16 protein-coding genes are annotated in these 17,042 nt (G+C 58.1%); 4 read left to right on the plus strand and 12 right to left on the minus strand.

Translation table 11 applies throughout. From position 1 onward, the window contains the following. Positions 1 to 88: 88 nt before the first annotated feature. Positions 89 to 922: a 16S rRNA (cytidine(1402)-2'-O)-methyltransferase gene (gene rsmI, locus KP708_RS08020; protein ID WP_215749402.1), complete on the plus strand. Its 834-nt coding sequence runs from the start codon at positions 89 to 91 to the stop codon at positions 920 to 922. A gap of 3 nt (positions 923 to 925) precedes the next feature. Here rsmI and KP708_RS08025 read toward each other — a convergent pair whose 3' ends face one another. From KP708_RS08025 to KP708_RS08035, 3 genes are all read right to left on the minus strand, one after another. After that, positions 926 to 1,558, minus strand: a complete 633-nt coding sequence (locus tag KP708_RS08025; RefSeq protein WP_215748811.1) for an outer membrane lipoprotein carrier protein LolA — start codon at positions 1,556 to 1,558, stop codon at positions 926 to 928. A 128-nt stretch (positions 1,559 to 1,686) separates the two neighbouring features. Continuing rightward, positions 1,687 to 3,063, minus strand: a complete 1,377-nt coding sequence (locus tag KP708_RS08030; protein WP_215748812.1) for a glutamate--cysteine ligase — start codon at positions 3,061 to 3,063, stop codon at positions 1,687 to 1,689. Between the two features lie 75 nt (positions 3,064 to 3,138). Then, positions 3,139 to 3,879, minus strand: coding sequence for a 16S rRNA (uracil(1498)-N(3))-methyltransferase (locus KP708_RS08035; protein ID WP_215748813.1), 741 nt, complete (start codon positions 3,877 to 3,879; stop codon positions 3,139 to 3,141). Between the two features lie 36 nt (positions 3,880 to 3,915). Here KP708_RS08035 and ubiA point away from each other — a divergent pair, with 36 nt between their 5' ends. Then, positions 3,916 to 4,827 (plus strand): 4-hydroxybenzoate octaprenyltransferase, encoded by a 912-nt coding sequence (gene ubiA / locus KP708_RS08040; RefSeq protein ID WP_211497937.1) that lies wholly within the window; start codon positions 3,916 to 3,918, stop codon positions 4,825 to 4,827. Between the two features lie 5 nt (positions 4,828 to 4,832). Beyond that, positions 4,833 to 5,501 (plus strand): methyltransferase, encoded by a 669-nt coding sequence (locus KP708_RS08045; RefSeq protein ID WP_215748814.1) that lies wholly within the window; start codon positions 4,833 to 4,835, stop codon positions 5,499 to 5,501. On the opposite strand, the gene KP708_RS08050 is transcribed toward KP708_RS08045, so the two are convergent. The 5 genes from KP708_RS08050 to KP708_RS08070 form a co-directional block, all read right to left on the minus strand. Then, on the minus strand, positions 5,470 to 6,858 hold the full coding sequence (locus KP708_RS08050; protein ID WP_046899597.1) for an MFS transporter: 1,389 nt from the start codon (positions 6,856 to 6,858) through the stop codon (positions 5,470 to 5,472). The genes KP708_RS08045 and KP708_RS08050 overlap by 32 nt on opposite strands. A 6-nt stretch (positions 6,859 to 6,864) precedes the next feature. Further along, positions 6,865 to 8,277: a sugar porter family MFS transporter gene (locus tag KP708_RS08055; RefSeq protein ID WP_215748815.1), complete on the minus strand. Its 1,413-nt coding sequence runs from the start codon at positions 8,275 to 8,277 to the stop codon at positions 6,865 to 6,867. Positions 8,278 to 8,462: 185 nt separating this feature from the next. Next, positions 8,463 to 9,854, minus strand: coding sequence for a ribosome biogenesis GTPase Der (gene der, locus KP708_RS08060; protein WP_215748816.1), 1,392 nt, complete (start codon positions 9,852 to 9,854; stop codon positions 8,463 to 8,465). A 4-nt stretch (positions 9,855 to 9,858) separates the two neighbouring features. After that, positions 9,859 to 11,253, minus strand: coding sequence for a PQQ-binding-like beta-propeller repeat protein (locus KP708_RS08065; protein WP_215748817.1), 1,395 nt, complete (start codon positions 11,251 to 11,253; stop codon positions 9,859 to 9,861). Continuing rightward, positions 11,253 to 11,978, minus strand: a complete 726-nt coding sequence (locus tag KP708_RS08070; RefSeq protein WP_215748818.1) for a tetratricopeptide repeat protein — start codon at positions 11,976 to 11,978, stop codon at positions 11,253 to 11,255. The genes KP708_RS08065 and KP708_RS08070 overlap by 1 nt, the downstream gene beginning before the upstream one ends. A 109-nt stretch (positions 11,979 to 12,087) precedes the next feature. Between KP708_RS08070 and KP708_RS08075 the strand changes: the two genes are divergently transcribed. Next, the gene (locus tag KP708_RS08075; RefSeq protein WP_202206633.1) at positions 12,088 to 12,390 is read left to right on the plus strand and encodes a hypothetical protein; all 303 of its coding nucleotides are present in this window, start codon (positions 12,088 to 12,090) and stop codon (positions 12,388 to 12,390) included. A gap of 7 nt (positions 12,391 to 12,397) precedes the next feature. Here KP708_RS08075 and KP708_RS08080 read toward each other — a convergent pair whose 3' ends face one another. Genes KP708_RS08080 through KP708_RS08095 form a run of 4 tightly spaced genes read right to left on the minus strand, consistent with a single transcriptional unit; the run spans position 12,398 to position 17,013 of the window. After that, positions 12,398 to 12,778 (minus strand): hypothetical protein, encoded by a 381-nt coding sequence (locus KP708_RS08080; RefSeq protein WP_202206632.1) that lies wholly within the window; start codon positions 12,776 to 12,778, stop codon positions 12,398 to 12,400. A gap of 45 nt (positions 12,779 to 12,823) precedes the next feature. After that, a complete protein-coding gene (locus KP708_RS08085) occupies positions 12,824 to 14,143 on the minus strand; it encodes a dihydroorotase (RefSeq protein WP_215748819.1) in 1,320 nt (439 codons plus the stop codon). Positions 14,144 to 14,176: 33 nt separating this feature from the next. Next, the gene (asnB, locus tag KP708_RS08090) at positions 14,177 to 15,937 is read right to left on the minus strand and encodes an asparagine synthase (glutamine-hydrolyzing) (protein WP_215748820.1); all 1,761 of its coding nucleotides are present in this window, start codon (positions 15,935 to 15,937) and stop codon (positions 14,177 to 14,179) included. Then, positions 15,937 to 17,013, minus strand: a complete 1,077-nt coding sequence (locus KP708_RS08095) for a glycosyltransferase (RefSeq protein ID WP_215748821.1) — start codon at positions 17,011 to 17,013, stop codon at positions 15,937 to 15,939. Before KP708_RS08095 ends, asnB begins: the two co-directional genes overlap by 1 nt. Positions 17,014 to 17,042 lie beyond the last annotated feature (29 nt).

Below are 17,042 nucleotides of genomic sequence, written 5' to 3' on the forward strand. Positions count from 1 at the left end.
CGCTGAAACTCCCTTGAGCGATACGGCTGAAACGTTAACGGCCGCCCCGCCTTCGGAGCATGGCCCGAGAGTGGGGGGACAACTGATATTGGTTGCGACGCCGATCGGCAACCTGGCCGATATCAGCGAGCGCGCGATTGAAGCCTTGAACAGTGTTGAAGCTATTTTATGCGAAGATACACGCGTTACGGCAAAATTATTGATGTCGCGCAACATCTCCACTCCCACACGAACGCTTCACGATCATAACGAACAGGATCGCGCACCGTTTTTTGTGGAAAAAATGGTGGCTGGTGCCAGCTTGGCCGTGGTGTCAGACGCAGGTACTCCGCTTGTCTCGGACCCGGGCTATCGGCTCGTCCGGGCAGCGATCGCGGCTGGTGTTCATGTTACGGCCATCCCGGGCCCGAACGCTGTCATCACGGCTCTGACCCTTTCAGGCCTCCCCCCTCTTCCCTTCATGTTTCTCGGCTTTCCAGCGCCACGAAGCGAAGCCCGTAAGACAGGCTTCGCGACGCTTCGGGCCGCAGAACAGGCTGGCGTTCGTTCCACTCTGATCTGGTATGAGGGGCCGCACCGCCTCGTCGAGACACTGGAAGACCTGATCACTGTCTTCGGCCCTGACCGTGAAGCAGCGGTTGGCAGAGAACTGACAAAACGCTTCGAAGAGATGGTGCGGGGAACGTTGGCGGAAGTGCTCGCCCATTTCCAGGAAACTGCACCACGGGGTGAGATTACACTCCTGATCGGCCCCTCAGCAGAGGACGACAGCGGGGCAGACGATCTGGATACGCATCTCCGCGAAGCGCTGACCAGTCATTCGGTGAAGGATGCGGCCACTCTCGTGGCGGGAATTATCAAACTGCCCAAGCGCACGGTTTATGCCCGCGCACTGGAGCTTTCCCGCGAAACAAAGGACTGAACGTCAGTCCTCAGACTTCGGGAGCGTGAACAGAGACTGGGATACGCTCCCGCCCGTCCTGATATCTGACAGTGCGATGCGCGTTGTTCGGCCCTGAGCATCCACGACTTCCCACCCCAAAAGAGCAAGTGGCGCTTCGGAGAACATGAGGGTCAGATTCCCCTCACCGGGGCTTTCTGTTTTTTCGACCTGAAGGTTGATCTGACCGTTCTTACGCTCGAATCCTGTCACCGTGACATCGCCCGAGAGCTTCAGATCAGGCCGTAGCAGCAAACCGAGGGGAGTACGGTCCAGCGGCATAACCGTTACCTGTCCGACGCTCCGGTCCTGAAAAACGACCTTGCCATCATTGGCGACAAGAAGAAGCGGGCTAGGACTGTCATAGTCGAAGCGCATCCGCCCCGGACGATCAAGCGTGGCTGTCCCGGCAACAGCTTTCCCATCTGGTGCAATTTGTTGAAACCGCGCCTGAAGCGTTGTGATCTGCGCCAGCGTATCCTGAACGCGCGCAACCCAACCCTGATCCACAGGACGGAGTTGTGCGGGAACGGCCTGAGCCATGGCAGGCAGCGGAAGGGCTGCTAGGGATATGAAAGCGCTGGCTACAGCCGCGCGGAAGAAAAGACGGTTCATCATGCCTCTGGAACTGCCGATCAGGTCACGGGTTGCAAAAAGCTTCGCACCTGCATTCCATAACGTGTTCCTGCACAAACCGGAAACTGATCGCAGCAGGGCTTAACGCCCTGCGGTGATGCGTCATGACTTCAGATCGATGCTTCTCGGAACAGCGGCTTCACATTTCCGCCCCATGCGCCTTCATACAGGGCAAGCCAGTACTCAGCCTGGTTTGGGCCACCATCTGCAATCAGATGCAGCGGATCCAGGAACTGTGCTTCGTTGCGAACACGGGCGCGAAGTCCCTGCTCCGCAAGAGCCACAACGCGCTTTGCCAGCGCTTTCAGGCCACCGGGGAAGTCAGCCTGCATGCCTTTGGCAGGAACATCCGCACGGAGTTGCTGATAAACCTCCCAAGGCTGTTCCAATACCAGCTTTTCAGCGGCTTCCAATGTTGCGGCATCGTAGAACAGGCCAACCCAGAGCGCAGACTGGGCAACCATCATCTCCGGACGACCGGCGTCCGCGCCACGCATCTCAAGGAACTGCTTGAGCCGCACGTCAGGGAAAACAGTCGTGAGGTGATCCTCAAAATCACCAATAGTCGGCGTCAGACCTTCCAGAGCAGGCTGCGCACTGCCTTCCAGCCAACGCCGGAAAGAGCAGCCACTGGCGTCAATGTTTTTCCCGTCCCGAGCGACGAAATACATTGGCACGTCCAGTGCCCAGTCTACATACTTTTCGAAGCTGAAATCTTCTGCGAAGAACAGCGATGGCTGGCCTGAACGCTGATTATCGGTATCCGTCCAGATACGGGCGCGATTGGAAAGGAAGCCGTTTGCTTTGCCTTCCACAAAAGGCGAGTTCGCAAACAGAGCCGTGGCCAATGGCTGAAGCGCCAGCGACACACGCATCTTGCGAGCCATATCGGCTTCATCACCGAAGTCCAGATTGACCTGCACAGTACAGGTCCGCGTCATCATATCCAGGCCCAGCGTGCCAACCTTGGGCATATAACTGCGCATGATGGCGTAGCGACTCTTGGGCATCCACGGCATCTCGTCGCGCGCCCAGAGCGGCTGGAAACCAAATGGCAGAAAGCCCAATCCGAGTTCAGCAGCAGGACCGCGGATCAGATCGAAATGCTCCTGCATCTCGCTTTGCGTTTCCTGCAAGGAGACAACAGGCGCACCGGAAAGCTCGAACTGTCCAGCGGGCTCCAGAGAAATGGACCGCCCTTTCTGGCTGTTCTGCCCTGCCAGACCGATCAGCGCCTCACCGTCGTGGATCGGAGCCCAGTCCGGCCCCTCCAGTTTCCGCAGCAGCGCACCAATACCTTTGGGTTCATAAGGCGGCGCTGACAACGGTGTACGCCCATCATCCTGCCCCGGCAGTACAAAGCCGAACTTCTCGTGTTCGGTTCCGATCTTCCATTCGGACCGCGGCTTGGAGCCCCGTTCCAGAACCTCGACGAGCTGCGCCCGATTCTCGATCGTTGCGCTATTAGACGTGCCGGGATTGGACATGGCGGTTTTGCCTCGATTTGCGATCGTTGTTCGATATTGATTGAACTTGTAGCACCTCAGACTGTCCTGTCACCCTCAGGCGCCACGACGCAGTGCAAGTCGCGCCAGTCCGGCGCAGACAGCCGTCTCTGCGCGCAGCACCAACGGCCCCAGTGTCAGTGCATGAACAGCAGGATGCTTCTGAAGCATCGCCACCTCTGCATCGGAAAAGCCACCTTCAGGCCCAATGAGAAGAGCAGACGCGACCAAAGGACCATCCGCCCCGGGACGTCGCTCAAGAGCCGCAAACAGCGGCTTGTCCTCAGGCCATTCCGCAAGAACGGATTTCAAGGGCTCCAGCGGCTGGATTTCGGGAATATCCAGCCGCTCGCATTGTTCAGCAGCTTCACTGGCAATCAGGGCAAGACGGTCGAGGTTCAGGCGGTGCGTGTTGGTTCGTTCGGTTACGACGGGCCGAAAACACGTCACCCCGAGTTCAGTCCCCATTCGGATAACGAGTTCTGTCGCATCACGTTTGAGGGGCGCAAACAGGAGTTCCACACCCTCTGTGACCTGAGGGGGGCGCTCTCGCGTTCCCAGCCGCACTGTTCCCTTGTCTTTTCGTAAGGTCTGGATGATGGCATTCCACTCTCCATCTCGCGCATTGAAGACACGTACCGGATCTCCAGTACTCTGCCGCATGACATTGCCAAGATAGTGGGCCTGACTGGCGGGAAGAGGAAGTTCCAGTCCTTCCGTAAAGGGAACATCCGGCACTTCAAGATAAAGACGGGGATCAGATCGGCTCATCCTTTCCCGATAGCGCGCAACAGCCATTGACGGAAGCGCATCTGCCCCTCATCACGTGCTTTGATGAGTGAAACCCGCCCCCATACCGATATCAGCCTGACAGGCTGGACCGGCCGCCTGCCTGAACCATGGCGGTCCTACGCACTTTTGGCCCGACTGGATCGCCCGGTTGGAACATGGCTGCTGTTTCTCCCTGGGGTTTGGGGATTGTTCCTTGCGCCGGATGCCCCACTCGGACTCCGCGTTCTCTACACAGCGCTGTTCGCGTTCGGCTCACTCGTTATGCGCTCTGCCGGATGTGTGGTGAATGACATCTGGGACCGCGATATTGATGCCAAGGTTGCTCGAACCGCGGGCCGTCCGCTTGCCAGCGGTGCGCTCTCCCTGAAGCAGGGCCTTAAGCTGCTGGCCGTTTTACTTCTGTGTGGTCTGGGCGTTCTGGTGTGCCTGCCCCGCGCATGCTGGCTTCTGGCGCCCTTTGCTTTGCTGCTTGTGGCGCTTTACCCTGCGGCAAAGCGTGTGACGTGGTGGCCACAACTCGTCATGGGCTTCACGTTCGGTTTTGGTGCGCCCATGGGCTATGCCGCAGCAGGAGGCGGCCTGGATGGAAATGGTGCGCTGCTGTATGGCGCCGTCATCCTTTGGCAGCTCGGCTTTGATACCATCTATGGCTTCCAGGACATGGAAGATGACGCCCGCATCGGTGTTCGCTCCACATCTCGCCTTATGGAAAAGCGCGCTCAGCCCTTTATTGCCACCTGCTACAGCCTGATGCTTCTGGCGCTGGGACTCGTCGCCATTCATGCCCATCTGCATCTGGGGTTCTGGCTGTTCTTCCTGATCGCCGGTGGACTCCTTCTTCAGCAGGCTCGCACGCTGAACCCATACGATGCGCCAAACTGCCTGCGACAATTCAAGCAGAACGTTCCAATAGGTTTCCTTCTGGCTCTGGCCTTTATCTGCGGAAGACTTTGAACATCATGTCAGTCAGACTGCAGGACCCCGCGGCATTTATCCGCGAGAATACGGCGGTCGAGACCGCCAGACTTGTTCCCGAAATTCCCCTGCATCTGGCAACAGACATCACCCCCATCTGGCAGGCCAGCGAAGCCTTCCTCGAAGCGCATGGTATCGAGCCCCCGTTCTGGGCATTTGCATGGCCGGGTAGTCAGCTTATTGCGCGATATATTCTGGATAATCCGCAGCGCGTTGAAGGCAGAAGAGTTCTGGACGTAGCCTGTGGATGCGGATTAGCCGCCATTGCCGCCGTAAAAGCGGGTGCGTCCACTGCTGCGGCCAATGATATTGATCCCATGGCTCTGGAAGCAACAGCCCTGAACGCTACGCTCAATGCCGTGACAGTAGCGCTCTGTACGGGCGATCTTGTCGGATCGAAACCGGACTGTGATCTGCTGGTGATCGGAGATGTCTGTTACAACGAGGCTATGGCTGCACGCATCATGCCCTGGCTGCTGGAATGTGCCCGCCACTGCGAAGTCTGGCTCTGTGATCCGGGGCGCCATTATGCCCCAAAGCTGGATCTGGACATCCTGATTCAACAGAACGTCCAGACCACTCAGGAGTTGGAAAGTACCGATCAGCGAACGACGACGCTCTTCAGTCTGCGAGGTATTTCCGCCCAAGACTAAGGGCAGATCCCGTTAGCGCGGCAATCATCGCGCCTCCAAGGCAGATGAACGCTGGATGTGGGAAGATCGTGAAAAGAGCTGCAACGAGCAGGGCACCAGTCGTCTGGCCACCCAGTCGTGCGACGGATAGCATGCCACTCGCCCCACCTTCCCGCCCAGCCGGCGCAGACACCATGATGGCCCGATTGTTGGGTGGCTGGAAAAGCCCGAACCCACATCCGGCCAGAAGCGTCCGCCACGCGATCGCAGCGTTGCTCGCGTCCAAGGGCAACAACCAGAGCAACATAAATCCGAATGCTGTCAGGAGCAGTCCGAGCGAGGACAGAACCGAAGCGGGAAAGCGGTCAGCAATCTTTCCCACGACAAAAGACATCACCGCGACGCCAACGGCCCAAGGCGCAATCAGCAATCCAATCGTGGAATCTCCACGATGAAAAGCCGATGCCAAAGTGAACGGCATGGCGACGATGTAGAGGTTGGAGGCTACAAAACCGAGAAATCCGACCAGACACGCCAACAGAAAAGGCCGCCGCGCCAGCAGATCCACCGGGACAATCGGCTCACGCCGTCCCTTTTGGTACCGCAAAAGCAGCCACCAGCAGATGATGCCCGCTCCCGTGAGCAACGATCCTGGTAGAAAATCGCCATGCATCAAGCCGTCCAACCCGATGCCAAGTAAAGCGAAAGAAGCTACGGTCAGAAGGGAACCCGGAATATCTGCCTGCGTCTCGCTGCGCGGTGTTTGCGGCAACGCGAAATGGGCCATGACGAGAGCGGCAAGTGCGAGTGGGAGATTAATCCAGAAAATCCAGGGCCAAGTCGCGACCGAAAGGACGATCGACCCAATCGTCGGGCCAAGAGCGACGCCAATCCCAACAAACAGACCGTTCAGAGCGATGCCCTTACCAAGCTCTGCATGAGGATAAATAAAGCGTACGAGCGCAATATTTACGCTCATGATGCAAGCACCACCAACGCCTTGAAGGGCACGCGCGAGTGTCAGTTCCAGCAGGTTCTGGGACAGGGCACAGCCAACAGACGTAATGAGGAATAGAAAAATCCCAATCTGGCTCATGCGGGCAAAGCCTACTCGAGAGCCAAAAGACGCGAGTGGTAGCAGGCAGGATAGATTGGCGAGCTGATAAGCGTTCACCACCCAGATCGCCCGAGACGACGGGGCGTTCAGATCGTGAGCGATGGAGGGAAGCGCCACGTTTGCTATGGCGTAATCCAGAACGGAGAGAAGCAGCCCGAGAAGAACGGCTGACATGGCTTTGGCACGCTGGGCTCCGTAGAGCCCAGCGTGCCGTTGAGGGTCGACGCCGAGATCACTCTCATCCGCCGCCTTGGCTTTCATCACGATTTAACGTCCCAGATTTCTAAGTTTCTTGCCCGAAAACAGATTGGCCTCAATCGTCTCCAAAGAAACACCTTTTGTTTCCGGAACCATCATGAGCGTGACGAGAACAAAAAGTCCATTGAACGCTGCAAACATAATGAATGTTGATGCTGCGCCCATAGCCACCATGATCATGGGAAAAGTCTTGGAAATGGCCCAGTTCGCAGCCCAGTTCGTCACTGTTGAGCAGCCGATTCCAAAATCACGTCCGCGCGTTGGCTGAACTTCGGAACACAGCGTCCAGACCAGCGGGCCTTCTCCAATAGCGAATCCGGCAACAAACAACAGAACAAATCCACACAGTGCAATCTGTGCCTCAAAGCTTGAAGCCCCGACCGCCAGCAATGCGCCCACGCCAAGGAGCGCAAACCCTGCAATTGCACAGCTTAGAATGAGCAGCGGACGACGCCCCCACTTGTCCACGCAGACAATGGCAACACCCGTCAGGATCATGTTCGTCAGACCAACGAGTGTCGTGGCCCAGATGGAGGCGTTAACCCCGAAATGAGCGGCCTGAAAGACCCGTGGCGCGTAATACAACAGTGCATTGATACCCGTGAGCTGCTGCATGATCTGTAGAAGCATTCCAAGATAGACAGAGCGACGGAAATTGGGGTTGCTCCGGAAAAGACCCAAGCCAGCGTCACTGCTCTTGTGAAGACGAGCCTGAATATCGGCGAGTTCAGCTTCTGCCACTTCTTCGTCAGATCGAAGACTATTGAGCACACGACGCGCATGATCCTTGCGTCCCTGCATCATCAGCCAGCGCGGGCTGTGTGGCAGGATCAGGACAATGCCCAGAAACAGGGTGGCAGGAACGGCCATGATCCCCAGCATCCAGCGCCAATGCTGACCTGTTGCCAGCAGACTGTCAGACACGAAGGCCAGGAAAATCCCGAGCGTGACCATAAGCTGATAGAAGGAAATCATGGAACCGCGCGCAGATTCCACTGTGATTTCAGAGATATAGAGAGGAGCGGCAAACGCCGCCAAACCGACAGCAAGGCCCAGGAAAACGCGCCCGACAATCAGCACCAGAGCAGAAGGTGCCAGCGCGCACAGTAACGTTCCTACAAGGAACAGAACCGCAGCCACGAGCATGGCTCCTGTCCGGCCATAACGGCTGGAAATCCGTCCAGCGACAAGAGAGCCGAACGCCGCCCCCGCCATCATCGAGGATACGATCCACCCCTGCAGGGCATCACTCGCGTGGAAATCTGTAGCGATAAAGGGCAAGGCGCCAGCAACAACGCCGGTATCGAGACCGAACATCAGGCCAGCGAGAGCGGCCATGATACCCAATGCCGTGGCGCGCGCCGTGCTGCGTTGAGGCTCTCCAGAGGAGCCTTCACTGCGAACCGCAGCAATCCCGACCATAATCTGTAATCCTCATCTCTAACTCAGGCCTGACGTAGGGCTTGGCGGCCTTTCTAGGGCCGAACACCATGCACCGCCATAGGCTGGCAGGGGATTAGGTATACGAAAATGGGGAGTTTTGCAGTCCGGTAAAGCGATTTTGTTCCGCTATGCGTTCATTGCATAACGGAACAAAAAAACAGCTCTTACTTGTCCGCGTAAGGATTTGTCGTCCCGCGAAGCTGGATGCGAATGGGCACACCAGGCATATGAAATGTCTCGCGCAGCCCGTTCACCAGATAGCGCTTGTATGCGTCGGGCAACATTTCTGCTCGGGTACCGAAAAGAATGAATGTCGGCGGACGAGCCTTCACCTGCGTCATATAACGCAGCTTGAGGCGGCGTCCATCAACCAGAGGCGGCTGGTGACGGTCCAACATTGCTTCGAACCAACGGTTCAGTTCACCCGTCGTGACGCGCGAATTCCAGACTTCATAGGCTTTCCGGACAGCCGGAAGAAGGCGATTAACGCCTGCCCCGGTCAACGCCGAGAACGTTACCACCGGGATGCCACGAACCTGAGCAAGCGATGTCTCGATCCGGTCTGAAATGGCCTGACGTGTGGCAACGCGATCTTCAACAGCGTCCCACTTATTGAGAGCCAGAACGCAGGCGCGGCCTTCCTTCTCAATCAGACGGGCAATTTGGAGATCCTGCTCGTGCACACCCAGTGTGGCATCGATCGTCAGCACGACGACTTCTGCCATTTTCAGCGCTTCGATAGAGGCGGAAACAGACATGCGCTCAAGGTGCTGCTCAACGCGGGCACGCTTACGCATCCCTGCCGTATCGACAAGCTTGATCGGACCGTGTTCGTCATGCAGATCGACTGAAATCGAATCGCGGGTCAGACCGGCTTCGGGGCCGGTGATCATCCGCTCTTCACCGAGAAGGCAATTCAGAAGCGTGGACTTGCCTGCATTCGGGCGCCCAACAATCGCCAGATGAAGCGGGCCAGCCGGACGTTCTTCAGGCTCTTCACCCTCTTCCGGCTCCTCGTCACGACGACGACGGCGTTCCTGCTTCGGCGCACCGGGAAGACGATCGACGATCTCTCCCATGAGGTCACTGATGCCCTCACCATGCTCGGCAGACAGCGCCAGAGGCGTGCCCAGACCCAGCGAGTAGGCTTCAAGTGCGGAATTGGTCCCAGCCTGCCCTTCTGCCTTATTGGCAATCAGCAGAACCGGACGGTTCTGGCGACGCAGCCAATTGGCAAAATGAGCATCGGTCGGCGTAATGCCAGCGCGCGCGTCGATACAGAAAAGCACCAGATCTGCCATGGAGACGGCAGATTCAGATGATGCACGCATACGGCCGAACAGCGTGTCCGGCGCAGCTTCTTCGAGGCCCGCCGTGTCAATCACACGGATGCGGCGACCGCGCATGAGGGCTTCGCCCTCCTTGCGGTCACGCGTCACACCGGGCTGATCGGAGACGAGCGCCTGACGACGCCCGACAAGCCGGTTGAAAAGAGTGGATTTCCCGACATTCGGGCGCCCGGCAATAACAACTACGGGCAGATTCTCAGAGGTCATTCGTTCAGCCATAGGCCCGCAGAACAGCATCCTGGGACAGCGTCAGAACCAGACCGTCACAGACGATCGGCTGAACCTGGCATGGAGCCGTGGTTTTACGGGTCGATTCAATTTTGCCAGTTACGGCATCAACAATCACCATGCCTTCCTGCGGCAGGGTAGAGAAACAGACCAGCTTGCCGTTTACGAGCAGAGGACCAACCCACTGGATGGCATCCTTCTGCACTTCCTGGCGGCGGAAACGGCGAAGCTGGGTAATCCAGCGCACATGCCCGGACAAACGGTCCAGACAGGCGAGCTGCTGATCGGTAGACAGCACAAACAGCCAGTCCCCACAGATTGTCAGAGGCGTCTGGCCACTGACTTCACGCTCCCATAAACGACGTCCGGAGCGCATATCCACGGCAACAAGAACGTTGGACATGGAAATGGCATATGCCGTGCCATCCTTGATGACCGGAGCCCCGCGGATGCAGGAGAAATCCAGCATGGCGCCCATACCGTTGGCACCGCCAAGGCTATCGCTCCACACCATTTCACCGGAAGCCGCACGCAGGGCTACGAGGTCACCACTGCCGAAGCCTGCCAGAACCACACCATCTACGATAGCCGGAGCAGCCTGACCGAAGATGACGGTGTCCGCACCCGTTGCCTGATACGTCCAGACCTGTCGGCCCGTGGCAGCCTCAAGTGCATAAAGACGCTCGTCAATCGTCCCGAAAACAACAAGACCATCAGCAATCGTGGGGGCAGATCGACCGGGTGTGCCGAGATCGACAGTCCACTTGATCTTGCCGCTGGCAGCATCGACGGCCAATGCCTGCGCAACGCCATCCACAATGTAGAGGGTCTCTCCATCAAGTGCGACGCCGCCACCAATATTGGTAGAGCGGGACTTTCGGGGAGCTGGCTGATGAGACCAGAGCTGCTTCATGCCCGGCCACGTCCACGCCTTCACCACGCCCTGTGCATCCGTGGTGAAAATCCGACCATTTCCGATCACCGGAGGGGACTGAATGGCCCCGCGGCTGTTCGGCATGATCGCCACCATGGACAGGAAGCTCGTCGGGTTCACCTCAGCGCCGATGGAACGGCTCCACTTGAGGTTAGACCCGCTCCAGACGGCATTAACCGCAACATGGTCCGGCGTGCGGTCAGGCTGAAGCCATTCCGTCACGGACTGCGGTGCAGACAGTGTGATGGGCGTATGATCGTCGGGATCGACGGTCAGACCCGCACCAGTGGAAAGCACGTCAACGCGATGGCCAGCCAACATGGGCTTCTCATCATCGTTGAACAGACTGCATCCGCCCATCGCGGTCAGAGCGGCGCCAGAACAGGCAACACGAAGCATCGAGCGGCGGTTCATAGACGCAGAAAAACGGTCAGGACGGCGCATTAACCAGCGTCTCCAAAGGTTTCGAGAAGGGCCTGTGCCCGTGCACGAGCCCCTTCAGGTGCAGATACACTTCCAACAATCTGCGTCAGAAGGCGGCGAGCCTCTTTCTGCTGGTCAGCCGTTGCGTTTGGACGGAGATCCAAAGCGACGAGACCTTCCTGGGCCAGAGCTGACCAGGCGCCACCATTCTGTGCAAGCGCTTCATAGCCGGGACGCAACGTCTTCGGGTCTGCCGTATTGGTCTGAGTATTCAGAACCATGTAACGCGCCATATCCTTCAGGGCAGGCTCGGCGACAGAATCGGACGTGACGCTGTTCCAGGCCTTCAAAGCAGAGGCCAGATCGTGATCCTGCATCTTCAGATCTGCCAGACGCAGGGCGGCATAAGACCGCACGCCAACAGGCCCATGATCTGCCAGATCCTGAAAAGCGGCTTCGGCTTTCTGTGTGACAGCCTTGTCGTGCTTGGGATCAGCCAGCGTCTCCAATGTATTGAAATACTGGGCTGATGCAGCCTGCTGGGCCTGCTTCCGGGCGTGATTCTGCCACTCCCAGACACCGCCGCCAATCGCTCCCACGACGACAACACCTGCCACAACAGCACCCCATCGGCGCGCAGCTGCCCGTAGGCGCTGAAGCCGAATTTCTTCGTTCACCTCTGTGATGAAATCGTCCGCCACCTGGTCCCCTGCTGGATCGGTCTTGTAAAGTTCTTGCGGAACCATACAGGCGCCGCACGTTTGCGGCAAACGCTTCGCTTGAGAAGCTGTTACCAAAAGAAACCGGCCACCAATTTAGGGGTTCCTTAACCCCTGCCGGATAATGCTGCCGGACATGAAAAACCCAGCTTTGCTTCTATTGTCAGTTCTAGTCTTTTGCGCGCTCGCCGGGTGCGCGCCGGACCGAATTGCCTCTGCCATCACCGGAAAAGACTGCAATACAGCCTATCTGTATGATGACGAAAGCTTTTGCTCCCGTCCGGTTGGACCACCCCCGCCCCAGCCATACTGCACCACCAGTTTTGAGGGCACGGAATGCTGGGCAAGGCCGGACCTGATGCCGAATGTCGCGCGCCAGACCTATGAAGGCCCGACTTCTCTCACGCCACAACAGAATCAGGTGCGGATGGGCCAGTGAAAACCCGTCAGTGATGGCCGAGCTTACGTCCCGCAGCAGTCAACTCAGAGGAAAGCTTCTGAAAGGATCCTGCGATGTGTGTCTGGACGGCAGCACTGGCAGAATGAATTCGTGAAATTTTCGCGCTGGCTTCCTGGCTGATGGCAGTCTCTTCACGGTTCGCCTGCCCGGAAACGCATGCATTGTAAGCTCGCGCTTCTTTTTCGTAGGCTGTCACACGGTCCACGCTCTCGTTGTACTGGGCAACGGTCCCGGCCTTCACGACTGGAGATTCCGGCTCGGCACCACATTTTGGTGCACTCCAGCCGGATTCGGCGGCTCCTGCTGTTCCAAATGCAAGCGCAGACAGAAGGGACAGACCGCAGAACGCGGCAACGGGGCGAATCATAAAACTCTCTTTCATGGTCGAAGCGTCGCGCGCCCTACGCCTCGATCAAGGCGCAAATTTGGCAAACCGTCCCGTCGCTTCACCAATCACCTCATCATCCTGCATGACCACCGTTCCACGCACGATGGTTGCCATCGGCCAACCCGTTACATGGGTACCGTCAAATGGTGTCCATCCTGCAGGAGAGACGATCCAGTCGTTGGTGATCTCCCGCTGAGCCTTCATGTCCACAAGCGTGAAATCGGCGTCGAAACCGACAGCCATGCGACCCTTGGTCTGAAGCCCATAGACGCGGGCTGGCCCGGCGGACATCAGATCGACCAGACGTGCCAGAGACAGACGGCCTGCATTCACATGATCAAGCATAACCGGAACAATGGTCTGCACACCTGTCAGACCAGCCGGGCAATTCGGCCATGGGCGTTTCTTTGCGTCCAATGGATGCGGCGCATGATCCGAAGACACAACATCGACACGACCATCCTGGATGGCCTTCCAGCTCGCATCGTAGTGATAGCGATCCCGCAAAGGCGGGTTCATCACGGCAAGGCCACCCAGCTTTTCGTAGCATTCCGGGCCAACCTGCGTGAGGTGATTGACCAAGACTTCAACCGTTGCAACATCCCGGAAATCAGCCATATAGGCGAGCTCTTCCGCTGTAGATGTGTGGAGGATATGAGCAGGACGACCCGTCTTGCGGGCAATCGCCATGATGCGGCGCGTTCCCAGAAACGCACATTCCACATCCCGCCAGACACTATGTGTGGCGTAAGGCTGGCCTTCATGAAACATCGGCTTACGTGCCTGAAGACGGTATTCATCTTCGGAATGAAAACAGACACGACGGTGGCCGGAACGCATGACGGCTTCGATACCTTCGTCGTCCTCGATCATCAGGTTGCCGGTGGAAGACCCAGCGAAAACCTTGATGGCACAAACCCCTGGCTGCTGCTCCAGCATGGCAAGGTCGGGCGTGTTATCACGGGTCGCCCCAATGTACATGCCGACATCAACATGAGCGACCGTGCTGATATGCTCGCGCTTCCAGTCCAGCATCGCCTTGTCCGTCACGCTGGGTGAGGTGTTCGGCATGTCAAAAACCGTTGTGACACCGCCCAGAGCCGCCCCGCGCGTTCCGGTTTCAAGAGTTTCTACCGCAGCGTTTCCGGGATCACGCAGGTGGACATGGCTATCGATCAGGCCCGGCAGGACATGCAGCCCCGTCGCATCAATCACCCTGTCAGCTTCATCGTCGTGCGAAACAGACAGAGAAGCGATGCGGCCGTTTCGGACACCCAGATCGGCCTCCGCTTCTCCCCATGGGAATACACAGCGGCCACCCCGGATAATCAGATCGTAATGCATGGTCTGTCCTTGTCAGTCTGATGGAAACCGCGCTTAGCAAGTGCGGGAAAGTGTCTCGAAAACATCTCCGTCAGCCGGAATGCCTTCAACATGGTGTCGGAACCACAAAGCGTAGAACAACAGCGTCCAGGCCTGCCGGGCGTGACCGCGCTGTGTCGCTGTTGAGAAAATACGTTCGACCTTTTGGGAGGCCATAATGTCTTGGATGCAGGACTGCTGTGCGACCATCGGACCCAGTCGTTGAGACTGCTTTTCGATCCAGGGGCCAACAGGCACGGTAAAACCCTGCTTTGGAGCAAACGGCTTTGCCTGTGGAAGCGCATCCTGAAGCCACCGGCGCAGGAGCCACTTGCCGTATCCATCCCGCACCTTGAAATGATCCGGCAGAGACCAGACGGCCTTGGCCACAACAGGATCCAGCAGCGGTGTGCGCCCCTCAGCAGAATGCGCCATCAGGCAGCGATCCAACTTGAGCAACAAGTCATTGGGGAGCCATTCCGCAACGTCGAGAGCCTGCACTGCGGGAAGTCCCGTCAAACGCTGGGACAGTTCCATGGCCGCGAGCCCCGCGCGCCACTGACGCCCTTGCCCCGGCACACACCGACCAAATGTGCCCGAACGCCAGGGGCCTCTTCCGCCGCGCCACCATGGCTTCATAGCCCGACGATAACGCCCATATCCGGCAAAGAGCTCATCCCCCCCCTCGCCGCTCAGGATCACAGTGACGTCGTTGCGCGCTTCCTGCGCCAGAAACCACGTTGGAATAATCGCGTAGTCTGCCGCAGGATCATCCATGCAGGCCACAATGGCAGGCAGATGGGACCAGACCATTGCTTCTGTGACGGTCAGAACATGATGATCTGCACCAACCGAAGCCGCCAATGCTGCTGCATCGGCAGATTCGTCCGCTTTTCCAGTGTCAAAGCGCGCCGTCCAGGTCATGGGGCGCGGTAGCCCGAGTTTATGAGCGGCAGCGAGAATGGCAGAGCTATCAATTCCGCCCGATAGAAACAGTCCCAGAGGAACATCGGCTCGAAGGTGCGCATGGACACTGTCGGTCAAGGCGGCATCGAGCCTGCGCAAAGCCTGCTCATCCGTCAGGTCAGCGGGAACGGCTTCCGTGGCTTCCTGCAAAGCGTGACGGCGACGCGATTCGACGATCCGCCCATCCACAATTCGCAAGGTTTCACCGGGCAACAGGCGCCGTATTCCCGGAAAAACTGTTTTTTGCCCAGTTGTGAACTGAAGCTGGAGCAGCTCATTCCGTGCCTTGCTTCTGACACGCCGGACACCAAAGCCTCCGGCCAGCAAAGCCTGCGCCTCTGAGGCGAAAGCGATCCCACCTTCGTATTCGGCAATATAAAGTGGCTTGATGCCGAACGGATCACGAGACAGCAGCATTTCGTGCTGGCCCTGCTCGTTCTCAACCGCGGCGATGGCATACATGCCGCGCAGTTCGTGCGTGTAGCCAGTTCCATCTCTCAGCCAGAGGTGCAAAGGCGGTTCACAATCGCTCTTGGTCTGGAAACGATCAGCAGGAAACGTACTGCGAATGTCCGGATCGTTGTAGATCTCTCCATTGGCAATCAACGCCGCATTCCCAACCCGGAATGGCTGGGTTCCACCAGCAATATCCACGATGGACAGACGGCGATGCCTAAGCGCTGCGCCCGGAAGATCCAACCGCCCTTCCCCATCCGGCCCACGGTGAAAAATCGCAGCAGACATCCGCTCCAGCGCGGCTTGATCCGGCGACTTTCCGGGCAGACAGGACAAACCGGCGATTCCACACATCAGGTCAACCCTCCGTCCAGAAATTCGGACCAGCGGGCCATTACAACATCCTGTGCAAACTCGCGCTCGAACCGGGCACGACCATTATGTCGCAAACGCTGGGCAAGAGCTTTATCTTCCAGAATATTCCCGATCTGGGCAGAGAAGGCTTCAGCATCCTCAACGGGAGCAAGAAGGCCATCTTCGGTCCCGCAAAGAATTTCCTGAGGCCCCTGAATAGCACTGCCAACGACAGGGACAGCTGCCGAAAGACCTTCAATCACGACATTTCCAAGCGGCTCGATCCGCGACGGGCAAACCATGACATCACACGCCCGCAGCCATGGCCCACTCTCCGCGACCCAACCCGGAAGATGAACACGGTCTGAAAGATTTTCGCTTCGGATCAGCGCTTCCAGCGTCGCACGCTCCGGACCTTCCCCGGCAATGACGAGATGCACGGCTGGCAGATGGGCCATGGCGCGTATCAGGACATCAAACGCCTTGTTTTCATGCAGACGCCCCAACGCCAGCACAAACGGAACATCGGGAGGCAGGAAATCCGGTCGTACCGGCGTCACAGACGCAAAATCCGTCGCAAAATTTGGTAAGTAATGAACGCGATCCGCGGGCCACCCCTGTGCTTTCATCCAGTCTGCCAGACCGCGGGTATTCCCAATCAGATGCTCGCAGCGCCGATAATTGGACAGATCGTAGTATCCGCCCAGACGCCCCGCTGTCCGCCAGGGACCTGTCGGCAGTTTGCGCGCCGCACGGCTCATCCAGGCCACAACGACATCAGGCTGAAACTCATGCAGGTTCCGCCGCAAGTGCGACCGCGTTCTGACATCCATAGCGCCGCCAAACCTGAACGTATGTGTTTCCACGCAAGCGGCACGCAGACGATCTTCCCGCGCGGAATCATGCCGGATCAGCGCGCGAACAGGGCGCTCATCCTGAGTTTGAGCCATGGAAAGGCGCTCAAAGAACAGTTCCGCCCCGCCTCGTGCCGACCCCGCCATGACATGGGCCACTCTGGCTTTGCGCCCGGGAAAAGAAGACGACACCACAGGCGAAGGCTGGAAAGAAACGCTCATACTTTCTCTATCGGCCATGCAGGGCAGCG

Source organism: Gluconobacter sp. P5H9_a, from assembly GCF_018812085.1.
Lineage (GTDB): Bacteria > Pseudomonadota > Alphaproteobacteria > Acetobacterales > Acetobacteraceae > Gluconobacter.